13 protein-coding genes are annotated in these 16,253 nt (G+C 37.2%); 8 read left to right on the forward strand and 5 right to left on the reverse strand.

The features are described from left to right. Positions 1 to 16: 16 nt before the first annotated feature. Entirely contained in the window at positions 17 to 238 is a 222-nt protein-coding gene (locus tag A9Y75_RS20810; RefSeq protein WP_071191436.1) for a hypothetical protein, read from the forward strand. A gap of 8 nt (positions 239 to 246) precedes the next feature. Here A9Y75_RS20810 and A9Y75_RS20815 read toward each other — a convergent pair whose 3' ends face one another. Beyond that, complete coding sequence (locus A9Y75_RS20815; RefSeq protein WP_071191437.1) at positions 247 to 519, reverse strand: ferredoxin-thioredoxin reductase variable chain; 273 nt, start codon at positions 517 to 519, stop codon at positions 247 to 249. 154 nt (positions 520 to 673) lie between these two features. Beyond that, positions 674 to 2,614 (reverse strand): protein phosphatase 2C domain-containing protein, encoded by a 1,941-nt coding sequence (locus tag A9Y75_RS20820; protein ID WP_071191438.1) that lies wholly within the window; start codon positions 2,612 to 2,614, stop codon positions 674 to 676. Between the two features lie 359 nt (positions 2,615 to 2,973). Between A9Y75_RS20820 and A9Y75_RS20825 the strand changes: the two genes are divergently transcribed. Together A9Y75_RS20825 and A9Y75_RS20830 are read left to right on the forward strand one after the other, a co-directional pair. After that, positions 2,974 to 3,408: an NfeD family protein gene (locus A9Y75_RS20825; RefSeq protein ID WP_071191439.1), complete on the forward strand. Its 435-nt coding sequence runs from the start codon at positions 2,974 to 2,976 to the stop codon at positions 3,406 to 3,408. Between the two features lie 52 nt (positions 3,409 to 3,460). After that, positions 3,461 to 4,426, forward strand: a complete 966-nt coding sequence (locus tag A9Y75_RS20830) for an SPFH domain-containing protein (RefSeq protein WP_071191440.1) — start codon at positions 3,461 to 3,463, stop codon at positions 4,424 to 4,426. Between the two features lie 96 nt (positions 4,427 to 4,522). Here A9Y75_RS20830 and A9Y75_RS20835 read toward each other — a convergent pair whose 3' ends face one another. Beyond that, positions 4,523 to 4,912, reverse strand: coding sequence for a Fur family transcriptional regulator (locus A9Y75_RS20835; protein ID WP_071191441.1), 390 nt, complete (start codon positions 4,910 to 4,912; stop codon positions 4,523 to 4,525). 168 nt (positions 4,913 to 5,080) lie between these two features. Between A9Y75_RS20835 and purS the strand changes: the two genes are divergently transcribed. The 5 genes from purS (at position 5,081) to A9Y75_RS20860 (ending at position 13,714) form a co-directional block, all read left to right on the forward strand. After that, positions 5,081 to 5,359 carry a phosphoribosylformylglycinamidine synthase subunit PurS gene (gene purS, locus A9Y75_RS20840; RefSeq protein WP_071191442.1) on the forward strand — a complete coding sequence of 93 codons (279 nt, stop codon included), beginning with the start codon at positions 5,081 to 5,083 and terminating at the stop codon, positions 5,357 to 5,359. A 95-nt stretch (positions 5,360 to 5,454) separates the two neighbouring features. Further along, positions 5,455 to 6,129 (forward strand): phosphoribosylformylglycinamidine synthase subunit PurQ, encoded by a 675-nt coding sequence (gene purQ / locus A9Y75_RS20845; protein ID WP_071191443.1) that lies wholly within the window; start codon positions 5,455 to 5,457, stop codon positions 6,127 to 6,129. A gap of 120 nt (positions 6,130 to 6,249) precedes the next feature. After that, a complete protein-coding gene (locus A9Y75_RS20850; protein ID WP_071191444.1) occupies positions 6,250 to 9,270 on the forward strand; it encodes a hypothetical protein in 3,021 nt (1,006 codons plus the stop codon). A gap of 101 nt (positions 9,271 to 9,371) precedes the next feature. Then, a complete protein-coding gene (locus A9Y75_RS20855) occupies positions 9,372 to 12,983 on the forward strand; it encodes a helicase-related protein (protein ID WP_071191445.1) in 3,612 nt (1,203 codons plus the stop codon). A 362-nt stretch (positions 12,984 to 13,345) separates the two neighbouring features. Then, entirely contained in the window at positions 13,346 to 13,714 is a 369-nt protein-coding gene (locus A9Y75_RS20860; protein WP_071191446.1) for a 2TM domain-containing protein, read from the forward strand. Between the two features lie 84 nt (positions 13,715 to 13,798). Here the strand turns inward: A9Y75_RS20860 and A9Y75_RS20865 are convergent, their stop codons facing one another. Both A9Y75_RS20865 and A9Y75_RS20870 read right to left on the reverse strand, forming a co-directional pair. Further along, positions 13,799 to 15,394 (reverse strand): NAD(P)H-quinone oxidoreductase subunit 4, encoded by a 1,596-nt coding sequence (locus A9Y75_RS20865; protein WP_071191447.1) that lies wholly within the window; start codon positions 15,392 to 15,394, stop codon positions 13,799 to 13,801. Positions 15,395 to 15,654: 260 nt separating this feature from the next. Beyond that, the gene (locus A9Y75_RS20870) at positions 15,655 to 16,188 is read right to left on the reverse strand and encodes a hypothetical protein (protein ID WP_071191474.1); all 534 of its coding nucleotides are present in this window, start codon (positions 16,186 to 16,188) and stop codon (positions 15,655 to 15,657) included. Between the last annotated feature and the right edge of the window lie 65 nt (positions 16,189 to 16,253).

Genomic DNA, 16,253 nt, shown 5'->3' on the forward strand with positions numbered 1-16,253 from the left:
TTATTACCAATTACAGATGAGTAACGAACTACCATATATCGTCCCGTCACCTCAGCCGGAAGTTGACGAAACCTTTGCTAGTTACCAAACAACCCACCAGTTTTATCATGAAGTTCAGACACGTTCTGAATTTCAGGATCATTGTCAGTGGTATTACACAACCGCAGCAGAGAATCGTCGAGACTTAGAAAAAATGCGCGGCGAACTCAATATTATGGGGTGGTTTCGTCGCCGCTAATGAGTGATTTAAATAACTTCTATTTCCTGTTCGCGTAAATGAGCTTTAAATTTTTTACTAAACTGGACTAAGAGTGGAAAGTTAGCACTTACAGGTCTATCGTTCCATTGAGTAACAATAGCGCTGATTTCGCCTTCTGTACCTTGGATGTCAAAAGCCTGGCCGCGATGCTCAGGATGATGATAAACTACTACCGATTCTTTAACACGAACGCGATCGCCAACTTTCATAAAATTACTTACATTTAACTTTTGCTGTTCCACAACCATCTCCACAGCTATCCGTCACTGAAATTGCCTTAATGAACTGTTCCTCAAGATAGGCTGTTGCTGCTATCCAGAGTTAGATGGTCATTTTCAGCATCGAGCGGACTCTATTACTGATTTTTCACGCTTGGACGATTTTACCACATATGGACGATGGTCAAATATCACCTTATTTGGGTTCTGGACATAATTGCTGTACTTTTTGGGGAAATTGCTGACAAGTTTGCCTAAAAGATTGAGGATTTAGTTGCCACCAAGCAAATAAACCCACACTGGCACTTCCTAGCAGCAAAGCGAAGAATCCCACCAGCATGACCACCAGCTTACCCCGATTTGGTTGTTTAACGGGAGTTTGGGCAGGTTCCTCTGTCAAATCTAAATCCAGCAAGGTTTGAGAACTTTCTGCTAATGATTCTACTGTGGGGGCTTCTAGTTCTGGTACTGTTATTGCTGGTTCCTCTGGTTCAATAGGTTCTATTGCCAAGGGTGCAGGTGTAATCGGCACTAAAAAGGCTTGAGAGATTCGGCAAAGAGTGACAACAACAGATGTATTATCTTGACCATTTTTTTCATTTGCCAGCTTCACCCATTTCTGGGCAGCATCTGCTACTGATAGTTGACCTGTTAATAGTGGAATTGCGTAATCTTGCCAAGATTTTTCCACCCAGTTATGATCACTTAAACCATCTGAACACAGCAACAAAATCCCGTCTTCTTCCAAGATCAAGCGCTTGATGGCAAAGTTGAGAAATTCCGCTTCTTTTGTGCCTAATGCTTGGGTAAGGGCATTGGCATTAGGTGCTTGAATTGCTTGGCGATACAGACTCTGCCCAAAACATACTTCCCTTGTGGCCATATCATCGTCTATTGTCAGTAATTGGCAATAGTTGGGAGTTATCCAGTAAGCACGACTATCACCAACAGTCGCTAAGTAAAGTTCATGGGCATTTTCTGACTCCCAGCCAGCCGTTGTAACTACTTTTTGTGGTAGTTGTACAGCCATAACTAAAGTCGTTGCCATGCGTTCTCTACCTTGGCGGTTTTGTTCGTCATTGCGTGACCAAATCATGTTATTCACTACCCGCAAGCTGGCAGCTAATTGCTGCTGCAACAAGTCTGGGGGGACAAATTCTGTTTGTTCGGCGACATCTTTTAGCAAGGCGCGAATTTGCAACTTCAGAGACTGCACTGCTAATTTACTGGCAACTTCGCCGCCTTCATGTCCACCAATACCATCACAAACAATTGATAAATGTGGGTATAAATAGTCATTTAATTCTTCAGAGTGACTGGGGTAACAAGTGTCTTCGTTATGTCTCATGACTACCCCTGAATCTGTCACCCCTGCGACTGTTAGCATTAAGGGCAACTCAGATGCTGATATTAGTAATAATTGATTGAGTTGGGTGGCTATGGCTGTGAATTCTGCCTCTTTTTGGCACATTTGCTCGATTATGTTGCCTAAACGTTGGGCAATTTCTGTTTTTGCCCCTGCTACCCAAGGCTGCCAGAACTGACCCAAATCCTGTAAGCTGATTGTCTCTGTTGTGGGGTGAAGTTCTAACAACTTTACACACCAACCTTGAACAAGTAAGTTATCTGCTATGAGCAAACTTTGGGCTACTCCCAATTCTGATAATGGTGTCCACAGTTGGAACATTTGCCATAGCCAGTAAACTTGTCTGACTGCTTTTGCTTGTTCCCAAGCTGCGGTAATAGTTGGGTAGAGATTTCCCATTTCATCTATGGGCGCATTTTCTAGCAGTAAGATGTCACCAGCATCTAAGAAACTAGTAAATCCATAGGGTTGGGGGATGTGTAACTGCTGTTGATATAACTTTAGGTAAGGAATAACTGTTTTTGGCAATTCTGACGGTACTTCTGGTGGTAGTGCTGGTTGAGTATCTAGCCAAATCTGCTGTGTAATTACTTCATACCTATCTGCTATCAATCTCCCTGGTAACATTTTCGCTGCTTCTGCGCCAGTCGCCCAAAGATAGCGGTAAATTAGGGGAGTCTGGCAACTGACACAAAACTTATCTCCGACAGAATTAATCGGTTGATGACAGTCTGGATTTGGGCAATGAATGATCTGTTGAGTAGAAATCATAATGTATAAATTATAAAGAATGAATTAACTTGTGAATTTCGATTAAGTTTAGCTGTCAATGACTGGCAGATTATAATAAACTCGGTTTGTGTACGCCAGGCTACACCTTATTAATCAATTTAATCAAAAATTGCCTGTTAAAAATACCAAGTTTTATTTTCCGTAATTCATCAGGGTATGACTGTATCTAATCACAGAAATATATAGGACTCCTATTTGAATTTTGAACAGAACTCCGTATACCTTGATTCCTTCTTCTCTGTTCCCTGTTCCCTGTTCCCTACCTCTACGAGTAAATTCAGAAACCAAACCGGATTCCTATATTTAGCTGAATGTAATGTAGTGTCTAGGATGGCGCTATGCCAATTTTTACCTTAATCTGGCTGCTGGCAGGATCGGTTCTGTGTTTAATGGAACTATTTTTACCATCGGCTTTTGTGGCTTTCATGATGGGAATTAGCGCTTTTGTAGTGGCGCTACTGTCTCAACTCGGTTTGGGAAGTGTCTGGCTGCAAGTCGCAGTTTGGCTGTTGCTTTCCACAATGCTGATTTTACTTTCGCGGCGATTTTTGCAACCACGACGGCGTAAGTCGAAAATTCAGGATGCAGTCATTGCAGAAACTTTAACAGAAATTCCTGTGGGACAAACAGGAAGGGTTTTATACGAGGGTAATTCTTGGCGGGCTAGGTGTGATGATGACAAACTGTGTGTACCACCTCATCAAAGTGTTTATGTGGTGAGAAGGGAAGGGACTACTTTAATTGTGATGCCAGAAAATATTTTGCATTCTTAGTCTGTGGTGATTGGTTTTGTAAAATCTAGACTCCGCAATTAGGAGAATTATTATGGAACAGTTTTTTTTACTTGTCTTTTTGGCGCTTGGTGGTTCTGCTGTTGCCGGATCTGTGCGTGTTGTCAATCAGGGAAATGAAGCTTTGGTGGAAAGATTAGGTAGTTATAACAAGAAAATGCAACCAGGGCTAAATTTTGTTCTGCCTTTCCTTGATAAAGTTGTCTACCGAGAAACTATCCGCGAAAAAGTCTTAGATATTCCTCCCCAAAAGTGCATTACCCGCGACAATGTGGGGATTGAGGTGGATGCTGTGGTTTACTGGCGGATTGTGGATATGGAAAAAGCCTGGTATAAGGTGGAAAATTTGCAGTCGGCGATGGTTAATTTGGTGTTAACTCAAATTCGCTCGGAAATGGGACAATTGGAGTTAGACCAAACTTTTACTGCCCGTTCTCAAATTAATGAGCTGTTGTTACAGGATTTGGATGTTTCTACTGATCCTTGGGGTGTGAAGGTGACAAGGGTTGAGTTGAGGGATATTATCCCTTCTCAGGCGGTGCGGGAAGCAATGGAATTGCAAATGTCGGCTGAACGACGGAAACGGGCATCAATTCTTACTTCTGAGGGCGATAGAGAATCTGCTGTTAATAGTGCTAGGGGTAAGGCTGATGCTCAACTTCTGGATGCTGAAGCTCGACAAAAATCAGTAATTTTGCAAGCTGAAGCTGAACAAAAAGCGATCGTTTTAAAGGCGCAAGCTGAACGTCAACAACAGGTTTTGAGGGCGCAAGCTATTGCAGAATCAGCAGAAATTATTTCCCAAAAAATTAAAACTAACCCTGAAGCTAAGAAGGCTGTGGAAGTTCTGTTTGCTTTGGGTTATCTGGATATGGGGACAGCTATTGGTAAAAGCGATAGTAGTAAGGTGATTTTTATAGATCCTCGCACTATTCCCGCTGCTTTAGAGGGGATACGTTCTGTTGTGTCTGATGTTTCTACTGGCTCAAACCCTCAGTGATAGCGTGTTCGGTTAAATACTTATAATTAGGGCAGACGCGGAGAGGGGGAGAGGGGGAGACGCGGAGAAAATTAAGAATAACTTAATGACCAATGACTATTGACTATTGACTTGACATTGGTTACACAAGCCGAAAAATTCTAAGGTGTGATAAAAAACTTTGAATTTATGGCTGGCTTTTAATTCTGTTTCTAGTTCATGGACGGGACATTGATGAATGGGTATGGAAAGTCCACATTGTAAGCAAGTTAGGTGATGTTTGTCTTGCTGGGTGAGGCTGTAGAGGGCTTCTCCATTAGCCAATGTTCGCACCTGAACCTGTCCTTCTAGTTTGAGGGCTTCCAGTGAGCGATAAACTGTTGCTAAACCCATGCTCTGACTGCGGTTCCGTAGTTCTATGTAAAGGTCTTGGGCGGAAATTCCTTGTTTAATGTTTTTTAACAGAGTTAAAATTCGCTCTTGACTGCGGGTGCGTATGGCTCTCATAGCAATTTTAGATTTTAGATTTTGAATGGGGAATTATAAAAATTTGGTATCATGGATGACTATTTCAAATTAGCATCTGTTTGGTATAACTAGTTTGTGATTATATTTTCACCCAGTTGGAACAGTAAAGTTATAGTATAGCGATCGCAGCATTCAGCAAAAAGACCTGTGCAAAGAAAATATTTAGCTAAAATTTTCGTGACGCTTCGGCCTTCAGTCTTAGATCCTGCTGGTGTGGCTGTACAATCTGGCCTCAAGCAACTGGGATACGATAATGTTGAGCAGGTGCGTATTGGCAAGTATATGGAAGTCACCATCATTTCTCCTGAGGAGACTAAAGCGCGTCATGACCTAAATCAAATGTGTGACCAAATGTTAGCAAATCCGGTGATTGAAAATTACCGCTTTGAGTTGATTGAAGTCGAATCACAAACGGGAGTGTTCTAAAGTAGGTAATGGGTAATGGGTGATTGGTGTATAGGAAATAACTATTACCAATCACCAATGACTAATGACCAATGACTAATGACTAATGACTAATTATGAAATTCGGTGTTTTAGTTTTTCCAGGGTCTAACTGCGATCGCGATGTGGCTTATGTCACTAGAGACTTGCTAGGACAGCCAACGCGCATGGTATGGCATCAAGAGACTGATATTGGTGATATAGATGTGGTGATTGTCCCCGGTGGCTTTAGTTACGGGGATTATTTACGTTGTGGTGCGATCGCTCGGTTTTCTCCGGTGATGCCACAGGTGATTGAACACGCACAAAAAGGTAAATTTGTCCTCGGTATTTGTAATGGGTTTCAGGTATTAACTGAAGCTGGTTTATTACCTGGGGTATTAGCGAGAAATCAAGATTTGCATTTTATTTGCGATCGCTCTCCGTTGAAAGTTGAGCGTAATAATTTACCTTGGACTCAAGGTTATGCAGAGGGTGAAATTATCACTTTACCCATTGCTCACGGGGAAGGGCGATTTTATGCTGATAAAAAGACTTTAGCAGAAATTGAAGATAACGGACAAGTTCTATTTCGTTACCAAGGGGAAAATCCCAACGGTTCATTAAACAGCATTGCAGGGATTTGTAATCTTCAAGGCAATGTTTTGGGAATGATGCCACATCCAGAAAGAGCAGCAGATTCTGCGTTAGGTAATAGCGATGGTTTGCGTTTGTTTCAGGGTTTGTTGGGGAAAGTGGCAGCTTTGGTGTAACAAATACCCGATTTCTCTAAGAAGTCGGGTATCTTTATTTTTATTCTGTATTGACTTGTCAAGACGTAAAGCATTATTATTTTTATAATGTGATTTTAAAGACAACAATTAAGGGTGCAAATGAATAAAATAACAATAAATCCAGACTTAGCCAATGTGGATTATACTGATTTATTAACAAAAATTTTATTAGTTTTACAGAAACCGAATCAACAAATATTTAAACTTTCTGATGATAATAAGCGGTTAAGAATCAATATTGATCAGGTAGCAACTGAAGTTGCTAATTTACAGGTAGAAAATCCCTTGGGAGCATCTACAAATAGCGTCCGTTCTGCTACTGTAAATATTAGTCCAGGTTCTGAACAAAATTTTCGGACTCAAATTCATGCAATTAAAGATTGTGTCCAGAAATTATTAACATCATCATTAGGAAATAGTGCATCAATCGAAGAATTTGTGAGTAAATTAATTACAGATTTACAAACATTCAAAGGAAAAACAGCTAAATTAGACTTTACCTATCCTTTTCTTCCTTATGATAATTTGCAAAAACAACGGTTAACATTTAATAGAAAGAATCCTGAAAATAGAGAATTGCTAAAAGTTCATAAACTAACTATTTCTGTCCAGAAAACCCGTGATTTTGAGGCAGAATTACGAAAGGGTTTAGAACATCATATTCGGGTGGAATTTGCGGGTGTAAATGCTGAAGAAAAACAAGACTTAGAATACATTCTTGAAGATTTAGAAAAAGATCAAAATTCTGACCTTTTCCGGTTGCGGGATGTTGTCAATAAAGAAACATTAGGAAAACTCAAAAAACAAGCACAGATAAATTATTTAGAGTTTCTGCTAGAAAATATTAACACTAATAGTAGCAATCTCAATTCAGCAGGTGCTATACCAGGTGGTATATACTTAGAAGATTTAATTAGAAGACTAAGACTTATAGAAGAATATATCAACGATAGCAATAAAGCTGATGGTGATTACCTCGTCAGTTATGCAGGTGCTGAAGTTAATTACAAAGATGCTTTTTCCCTTGGTGAAGCATTTGATAAGCTGCCAATTATTCCTATAGTAGAAGGTTTTTTGGGAGAAACAAAAGATGAAAATCGGGGAGAAATTCAATTTGTATTTGGACTAAAATTGAAGTTTGATGGTAAAGTTCATACTGATGGCGGTAAAAGCGTTTTTGATTATCGTTTCAATATCCTGAATCCAGATAGCAAAGAACATAAAGATGCACTTGCAGATCCTTTACAGCAAGAATCATTTGCAAAAGAGGTATTAAGAATAGCGTTTTTGTACTATTTTTTATTTGCGTCTTGTCAAGATCCAAAAAGAAAGGACTACAACCTGAATGATGAATTAAAATATGATCCTATTACAGAATTTGAACAAGGAGTAATATCAATACTGAAAGGGTCTGATGATATAGCAAAACAGGACTTATTTCGGAGAATTCTTGAAGATTTTACTGAGTTTAATGTTCATTTTAAAATCAATCGTCTCAAGAGTGTGCTGCAAAATCTCCTCAAGCGTAAAACTTCCTTTCCCACAAGAGATTATCCTGTACATATTTCTGTAAAAAACGGGATTCTTGAAGAAGATACCCAGACTATTTTTAATAACAATACATTTTTTAAACCTGTTGTCAGAAGAAATCCCAAGGAAGTTCTAAAATACATATCTTTGGGAAAACCAAATACAGAAACAAATTCCCTTTGTACCCTACCAGCTAAAGTTACTATCAACGACATTCACTTTTTTGCTAAAGATGATCAAGAAACCTTTAGCATGGAATATGATTTAACTGCTATTCGTACATTACCAGTAGTTTTTGCACCTTTAAATGATAAAAGATGTTTAAATATTTACAGTCAACATTTCAAAAATCGGCAACTTTTATTATTTCCCTATCGTTTAGAAGAGAAAAAACTAGAACCTCATCAAGCTTTTGTTTATAAATTTACTTACGGGTTGCTTGCTTATATATGTCTTAAAATTTTATTAGACAAGCAGACAAGATTATTTATTCCCATTCTCAGATTACATCTGCACGGTAAAGATGATGATGCACCGATAGAAAAATTTATAGTTTCTTTATCTGCTGTTTTATCTCATTTATTCAATGAAACACATCGCGCTAATTACCAAGGATTTGACATTAGAGAATTAGGGTTTAAAATTCCTAATACCATGAGTTCTTTGTACTCTGTTTTACCTAAAAAATTTAGTTTCAATAGTTCCTCAAAATCTCCCCAATTAGACAAACTAGCGATTATTATTGTCTCTAGTCGTGAAAGTGATCGAGGGTGGAGTGGTTCGGCAAAAATCTCCAATTTAATGGGAGAAATTATAGGTGTAAACACGAAAAATGGAGTAGTTAAATTTCAGTTACCTACAACTTTTTCTGACAACTATAACCAGAAAGAAATGTATACAAATCCTAGCGTAATTATTGATAAAGTGACTGAACTTTACCAATTGGGATACAAACACATTGTCTATATTGCGAAAGCACCTTTTACTAGCACATTACACATGACACAGACAGAAGATGATGATGGACTTTTCTTCATGTCAAGAGATGTGATTAAAGGGTTAAAATCTGAATATCATGATATCAAAATCTATCCCATGTTTTTTGATAAATATTATGCGGTTAGATTGGAAGATAAAGATAAAGGTACTGAACCAAGTTCTTTGTATATTCAAGACACAGTAGAACTAACAAATTTACTCGAAGATCCTAGTAAGAAATCCGTTGTATTTTTCAACTTATTTAATGGAATTAAAGTAGGTAAAGACGAAGAAAGATATTATAGAGGTGTAATTTCTTATGCAACACTGTTAAACATTTATCAAGGAATTCTTGACGATGAAGATATCCATAAAGGACTGATTTTTGATGGTTCATTAAAAGATGATATCTTGCAATATTTGACTTTACTTCACTTCTCGCGCTACCAAAAAGCCGACAAACAAATTCACATTAAACTTGATCCCTACGACAATTTAATCGGAGATAAATCCGTTGGTAAACTTTCTTTGTTTAATCATATTAGAGGAAAAGGTGAATTTAACTCTTTAGCATTTTTAACTCTGGTAAGAACCATTTTAAACGCAGAGTGACGCTGAGGTTAACGCAGAGGAACATAGAGTTCTCTTTCTCTGCGCTACTCTGCGCTTTACTCAGCGTTCCTCCGCGTTTAAAAAATATATCACTAAACATCATGAAATCCAAAATAGCTGAAGATTTAGGACGTTTGTTTGAAGTAGGTTTTAATATTGGGATTCTTGCTTACATTGAAGAAAAGAAAATTCAGCACAGATTTGGTGATTTATATCGTCAGGAATTACAGCAGCTAAAGTTATTCAAAATCCAACAGCGAGTTGTTGATAAAGTTATCAGCACTGTAGAAAGAGATATGGCTAAAAATTGGAGTATATTTTTTATTCAAAAGGGTTTTTTAAGTGGCTTTAATTTCTTTCGAGAATACATCAAATCTACAGGTTGGGATAAACCGTATAAGTTCCAAAATGTGGAAATATTATATTATCAATGTCGGTTTAATGGTGATAACAGTATTGGTACTTATGACACCAAAGATGATTTTCAGTGGTTTAGTGAAGTATTATCTCAATTTGACAACTTAGATAACATCTCTCAAGATATTACAAGGTATAAGAGAAAAGGTGAATTTCTCAATGCAGATACTTTGATTTTATTACGTCATAGAAAAGAGTATCGAGTTATTTGTGTTGATTTATCGGTATTTTCTATCAATACTAATGAAGATGTTGAAAATATTGATTATATAGAAATAATCCGTCGGTTATTAATGCGGGATATTAGCTATTTACGTTCTAAAAGTGTCTTTTCTAATCTTAGAATTGATACTGAATCTTTAGGGTTGGAATTTTCGGAAGGTTTAAAGACATATTTTACTGCTTTTAAATATAGAGATAAAGAAAGTACCAAGTCAATTCAAGCTGCTTGTTATCTCCATAGCTTCTATGAATTTCTCCAAAAATCTACTATTCTCCCAGATACAGCAAGTGTGGTCTTCAATTCTATAGGATATAGCGATCGCGGAATTAGTACAATATCCATTCAACAGGAAAATGTAGATATCTTAAAAACCTGTTATCAGATTTACAAACATGATTCTAGTCCTAAAGAAATTCCCGAAGCACGCAAGCAGGTTTTAAATCAAATTAAACGCAGTGCTTACCGGAGTTTTGAACGCGGTAAAGAGTTTGTTGATTCTCTTTTAGAAATTCCTGCTGATAAGATTACTATTCTACCTCGTCACACAGAGAAAATTACTGGATTTATCAACTCGGTTGGAACAGTTCCTTCAGAATTGATGAATGAGTTAGGGTTAACTGGAAATATAACATTAAGAGATGCTCATGCTGAATTAATTAAAAAAGCTCTAATTTCTCAATCCACTTATATATTTTTAACTGGAAATCCGGGAATTGGTAAAACTACCGCAATTGTTGATTTTTTGAAAGCACATATAGATGAAGGTTTTCTTTTCTTTTATGTTAGTCCTCGTAAACAAGTTAATTTGGATATCATCGAAAAATTTAAAGATAAAAATACCGGAAAATTATCTCATGACAAATTATTAGCTATAAACACTAACAGCAACCTAATTACAAATAATTTTGGTCGTTACACAGTTCAATACACATCTAACCAGCGTCAGGGTAAATTTATTGAAAAATCTGTTGACTTTCTGGATAGTAGGGATATTGAACAAAAAGCCCGACGTTCGGACAGATTTAAACGAACCAAGGAAGATGTAATTCAAGATGTTGGACAAAAGAAACTGGGTGTTCTTAATAGTATTTGCGAGGCTATTTCCACAATTGTCGAACAAAAAATATCAAATAATATTATCGCAACTGCTTCTATTCAAGCCTTAAAAATGACTGATGCTGGTAACACATTAAAGCATTTTGATAAAATATTTAGAAATGCTTACAACACCCCAGAAGGGAAAGTTTTACCTCAAAAAATGCAAGAAATATCTAAGAGAATTAAACACTTATTTATCATGATAGATGAAATCACAGGTAATGATGGAGGTGTGGAGTTTTTAAATGGAATTCATCAAATCATAGAGAAGTATCAATTAATGGATTCTCAACATGGTTTTAATACTAAAGTAATTGTCGCTGATGCTTCTATTGTTGATAAAAATGTGATTATTCAACACCTATCTGATACCTCACCAGAACCCGATAAAATATATTTTCGTCGTGCTGTAGATATTGCTCAACCTCTTTCTGTTCAACCATTAAAATTTAAAGGTTTAGAAGCAACTGTTATTAATACTAACTCTTACCCAGCTAGTAGTTTATCTCTAAGTTATAAAGTATTAATTGAGTCTTGTAAATTTAGTGAAGAAGGGGGATTAAAGCAACAATACAATTTAGAATCTGGGTTACAAGCTGAGATTTTAAAAGATATTGAATCTCTCTTACAACGGTTAGATGTTGAGCAGGTAATTGTTTATATTCAAAACAAGCGTAAATTAGCAGAATTGATTGATAAAATTAAACAACACCGGGGAAAATTTGAAAAATGTATAGATTATTTAGAAATACACGCAAATATATCTGAGGATGAAAAGAAAGAAATTCAAAAATTTCAAGAAAATGTCAAAGTCATTTTTATGACTGCTTCTGGTAGTCGAGGTTTATCCTTTCCTAAAGCTAAACATATTTTGGTAGAAATTCCTAACTTTGAAATTGAAAAAAACCTGATGGAAGTAATTCAGGTTATTTACAGAGGTCGAGGAAATGAGAATATAGATAATCAGGATAAAGAACTAATTTTCTATTTAGCAGAACGAGCAGTTTATTATCAAGATGACCCAGAAATATCTTTACAAGAAAGTGCGCTAAGTCTGTTAAATATTTTATTGATTTTAAAAGCTTCTATCATGACCAGAATTTTTGGTTATGGTCGGATAGGTCGAGATAACTTCATTCTTATTCCTATCGGTGGAAAATCTGTTTTTGCTGCTGGGGAGACATTTTCCGCTCAAATGGTCAACCTTATCCGTCAATTAAAAACAGAATATCAACGCACTAAAAGCGATGTGTTGTTAAAACAAGTTTATACAAATTTAGAAAACCTGCTAGGACGAGCAGATTTTGTGATTCAAAATGCAACTGAGTCTAATTATTTAACACTACAAAAGTCTTTTAACAGTAAGTTTTCAGAAATTTATCATACTCTCGATAAGTTACTAGATTTTGGTAAACTTGAACCTGGTTATATTAGTGGAGGTTTATTAGTAGTTCCTATTGTTAATAATAAATTAGAAGAAACTTATCAAATGCGACTAGCTGATATATCAACCTACGCAAATGAAGAACTGTGGAAAAATATGCACGAAATTATCCGTCGTAAATCTTCTTATCCAGGAAGTTTATCAGTAGCTATTAAAGATGCTATAGAATTGGTGAAAAATCTAAAAGATGATGTAAAGAAAACACAAAGACTAGAACAGAGTAGTCAACACACAGATCAATATTATGCTTTACCATTATTTGCGTTTATTAGTGGTGAAGTGATGAAAGAATATTTTGAAAGTGAACCAAAAGAACCGGAAGATCAACTTTTTCGGGATATTTTATCTACCTACATTCGTTTATTATACCCTGTCGGTAACGTTTTACCCATAGGTCACAATTATCAAGAATTTCCCTTTGTAGTGTTTAGAAGTTATAGCTTAGAAGAAATTAGAAATAAAGTCTTTACCGAAAAGTATCTTTTAAATTCTCATGAGTTAAATGTACTGAATTTGATTCTTTCTCAATAACCTCAGTTAGCAAAGAAAATATTTTCGCATTTTATGAGTTAAAGCTATTGACTGGCATCCAAAAATCTGATAAAATTAATCTTGATAAGGAAGAACTATCCTTGTTGCTTAAACGAGTTTCAAAATATTAAGCAAAGCATTAATTCAAACCGAATAAATCTATATTTGTGCTGTCAATTACTTCATGAATTATTTTTTCAGATATAAAATATATTTCTAAGCAGTTCGTAACAACAGACAAATATTTTTTAACTGGTTATGTAGCTAAAGCTGCAAAACTAACTTCTTTAAATTCAAGAGACTAATGAAAATTCTTAGCAAGGGACATCTACCTAACTATTTTTACCCTTCTAGGTATTTATATGACTTACAGTTCAGAAGAAATGCAACAGATTCTCCAAAAAGCTTTTGCTCGTAAGCAGGAGGGAGAATTTTCTCAAGAGCAAATTATCGAGATTGCATTAGAACTAGGAGTTTCGTCCGAATCATTGCAAGCTGCTGAAAAAGAATGGTTAATACAGCAAGTAGAAATGAAAAAACAACAAATATCTAATTCTCAAAAACGTAAAGAATTCAAATCACACCTAATTTCTTTTATTGTGATCAATGGGTTTTTGATTTTATTGAACCTGTTCACAAGTCCTTCATATTTCTGGGCAATTTATCCCATATTAGGCTGGGGATTAGGTTTATTGCTTCATGGTATCAAGACTTATATGATCGAATCTTAATCATATCCTGTAAGGGCGAAGCATTTGGGTGATAACTTATCGCAGAAACGATTGATTTTCTGTCCAAATGCTTCGCCCCTACGATTAATTAACTACTTCAGAACTTGCTAATGTTGGTGCTGTAAAGATTTGCGAGTACAAATTAGTAGGTTGTTGACGAGCAATAACTGGCAACACTTGACGAGCATGAGCCGCAACTTCTACTGTTTTCACATCATAAGCTTGTGTCACCATCTTAGGATAGAAACCAATACCGATGATGGGAATTAACAAACAAGCAGTGATGAACAATTCGCGGGGTTTAACATCAGAGATAACAGCATCTAAATGTAACTCTTCGCTTTGCTCACCGTAGAACACTTGACGCAACATTGAAAGTAGATAAATCGGTGTCAAAATCACGCCAACTGCTGATAAGAAGATGACTACAACTTTGAAATTGGAACTATAAACATCACTGGTGCCAATACCCAGGAATACCATCAACTCACCGACGAAACCACTCATACCGGGTAAAGCTAGAGAAGCCATGGAACCGATAGTAAATAGTGCGAAGGTTTTGGGCATTACCTTAGCCATACCGCCCATTTTATCCATCATTAAGGTGTGGGTACGTTCGTAAGTCACACCAGACAAGAAGAACAAACTAGCTGCAATTAAACCGTGAGAAACCATCTGTAACACAGCACCGCTGATACCGATTTCTGTGTAAGAAGCAATCCCAATCAACACAAACCCCATGTGGGCAATTGAAGAGTAAGCCAAACGGCGTTTGAGGTTGGTTTGAGCAAAGGCGCAACAAGCACCGTAAACTATGTTAACTACTCCTAAGACTGCTAAAACTGGAGCAAAGACAACGTGGGCATCTGCTAACATTTCCACGTTAAAGCGGATAAGTGCATAACCACCCATCTTCAACAACACACCAGCCAAAATCATGGAACCAGGAGCAGATGCTTCACCGTGAGCATCAGGCAACCATGTGTGAAAAGGGAAAATTGGTAGTTTTACACCGTAAGCAATTAAAAAACCTGTATATAGTGCTAGTTCTAAGGCTTGGGGATATTCTTTCATTCCCAATGCTGTCATGTTGAAGGTGACGTTATCACCATAGAATGCCATTGCAAAACCAGCTACGAGAATAAATATAGATGCGGCTGCGGTATAAATAATGAATTTGGTAGCTGCGTAGCGGCGGTTTTTTCCTCCCCAGATGGAAATTAGTAAGTAAACGGGTACTAACTCTATTTCCCACATTAAGAAGAACATGAGCAAGTCTTGGGCGAGGAACACGCCTAATTGGGCGCTGTACATCACCAACATTAAGGCATAGAATAAACGCGGCTTGTTGTCTACTTTCCAAGCCGCGAATATTGCGAGAGTGTTGATTAAGCCTGTTAAAAGTATCAGGGGCATTGACAAACCATCAACCCCGACAGCCCAGTTAAAACCAATCTGGGGTATCCAAGCATAGTTTTCTGTCAGTTGCAGGGCTGAACTTTGGAAGTCGTAGCTCTGCCAGAAGGCAAAAATCATTAATGCAAAGTCTGCAAATGCTACTCCTAGCCCGTACCAGCGAACGGTTTTACCGTCTTTATCGGGGATGAAAGGGATGGCTAGGGTGGCCACTAAAGGGAGAAATATTATGGCTGACAACCAAGGAAGTTCTATGGCATTCATCACTTCTGACAATATATTTTTGGTTTCGCTTTTGTTTACATTATATTAAGGAATCGTTACTTTTGTAAACGTTTTTGCTCTTAATATTTGCTATCTTGGGCATTATTAGTAATAAATACTTACTCAAATGCCTTCGTGTCTATTCTAAAAGCAAAGTTTTGTAACGTCAACAAAAAAACGGCAACTAATGTTACCGCCTTCAGTTATAATCCTGATTTTTAATATCGAGTTTACATTTCTACAAAATTGATATCTAGTCTTTAGACAATACGGTTGACAATTGTCCATACTTCCCCATCAGAACGGACGTAGGGAACGGAGATGGTTTTAAATCCGGTAATAAAGGGTTTGTAGTAAACTTGCCAATACATGGGACTAAGTTCATCAGCACAGGCTTTGAGGAATTTGATTTCTGTGGCTAGTTCCTGGGCGAGTTGATTAACCCGCAGGGCGTGAACTTGAGCCACTTTTTTGGCTTCTTCTAGCTGCTCCTGCTGTTGAGAAATGCGGATGGATAGGGCTGAACGCTTGCTTAGATAGCCTTGTTTTTGTTGTATCTCTCTTTCTAGAAATGTGATACCTTCGGTTAGCGCAGCGATCGCATCATCAATGCCTTTAAGTTCAGCCGATAATTGCACATTTTCTCTAGCTTGACGACGGTAAGCCTCAACTATTGCCTGAGGTGAATCATTCTCCCCAGACTCTACTTTATTATTAGTCAGGGCATCGCGTTCTTGCTGGAGCGCCTGAATTTGCTCGTTAAGTTCTTTTATCTGTACCTGCATTTGTTCCATATGTATATTATTTTGGTAATTGGTAATTGGTAATTCCTCCCCTGCCTCCCCTGCCTCCCCTGCTC

Origin of the sequence: Trichormus sp. NMC-1 (assembly GCF_001858025.1) — a bacterium.
GTDB lineage: Bacteria > Cyanobacteriota > Cyanobacteriia > Cyanobacteriales > Nostocaceae > Anabaena.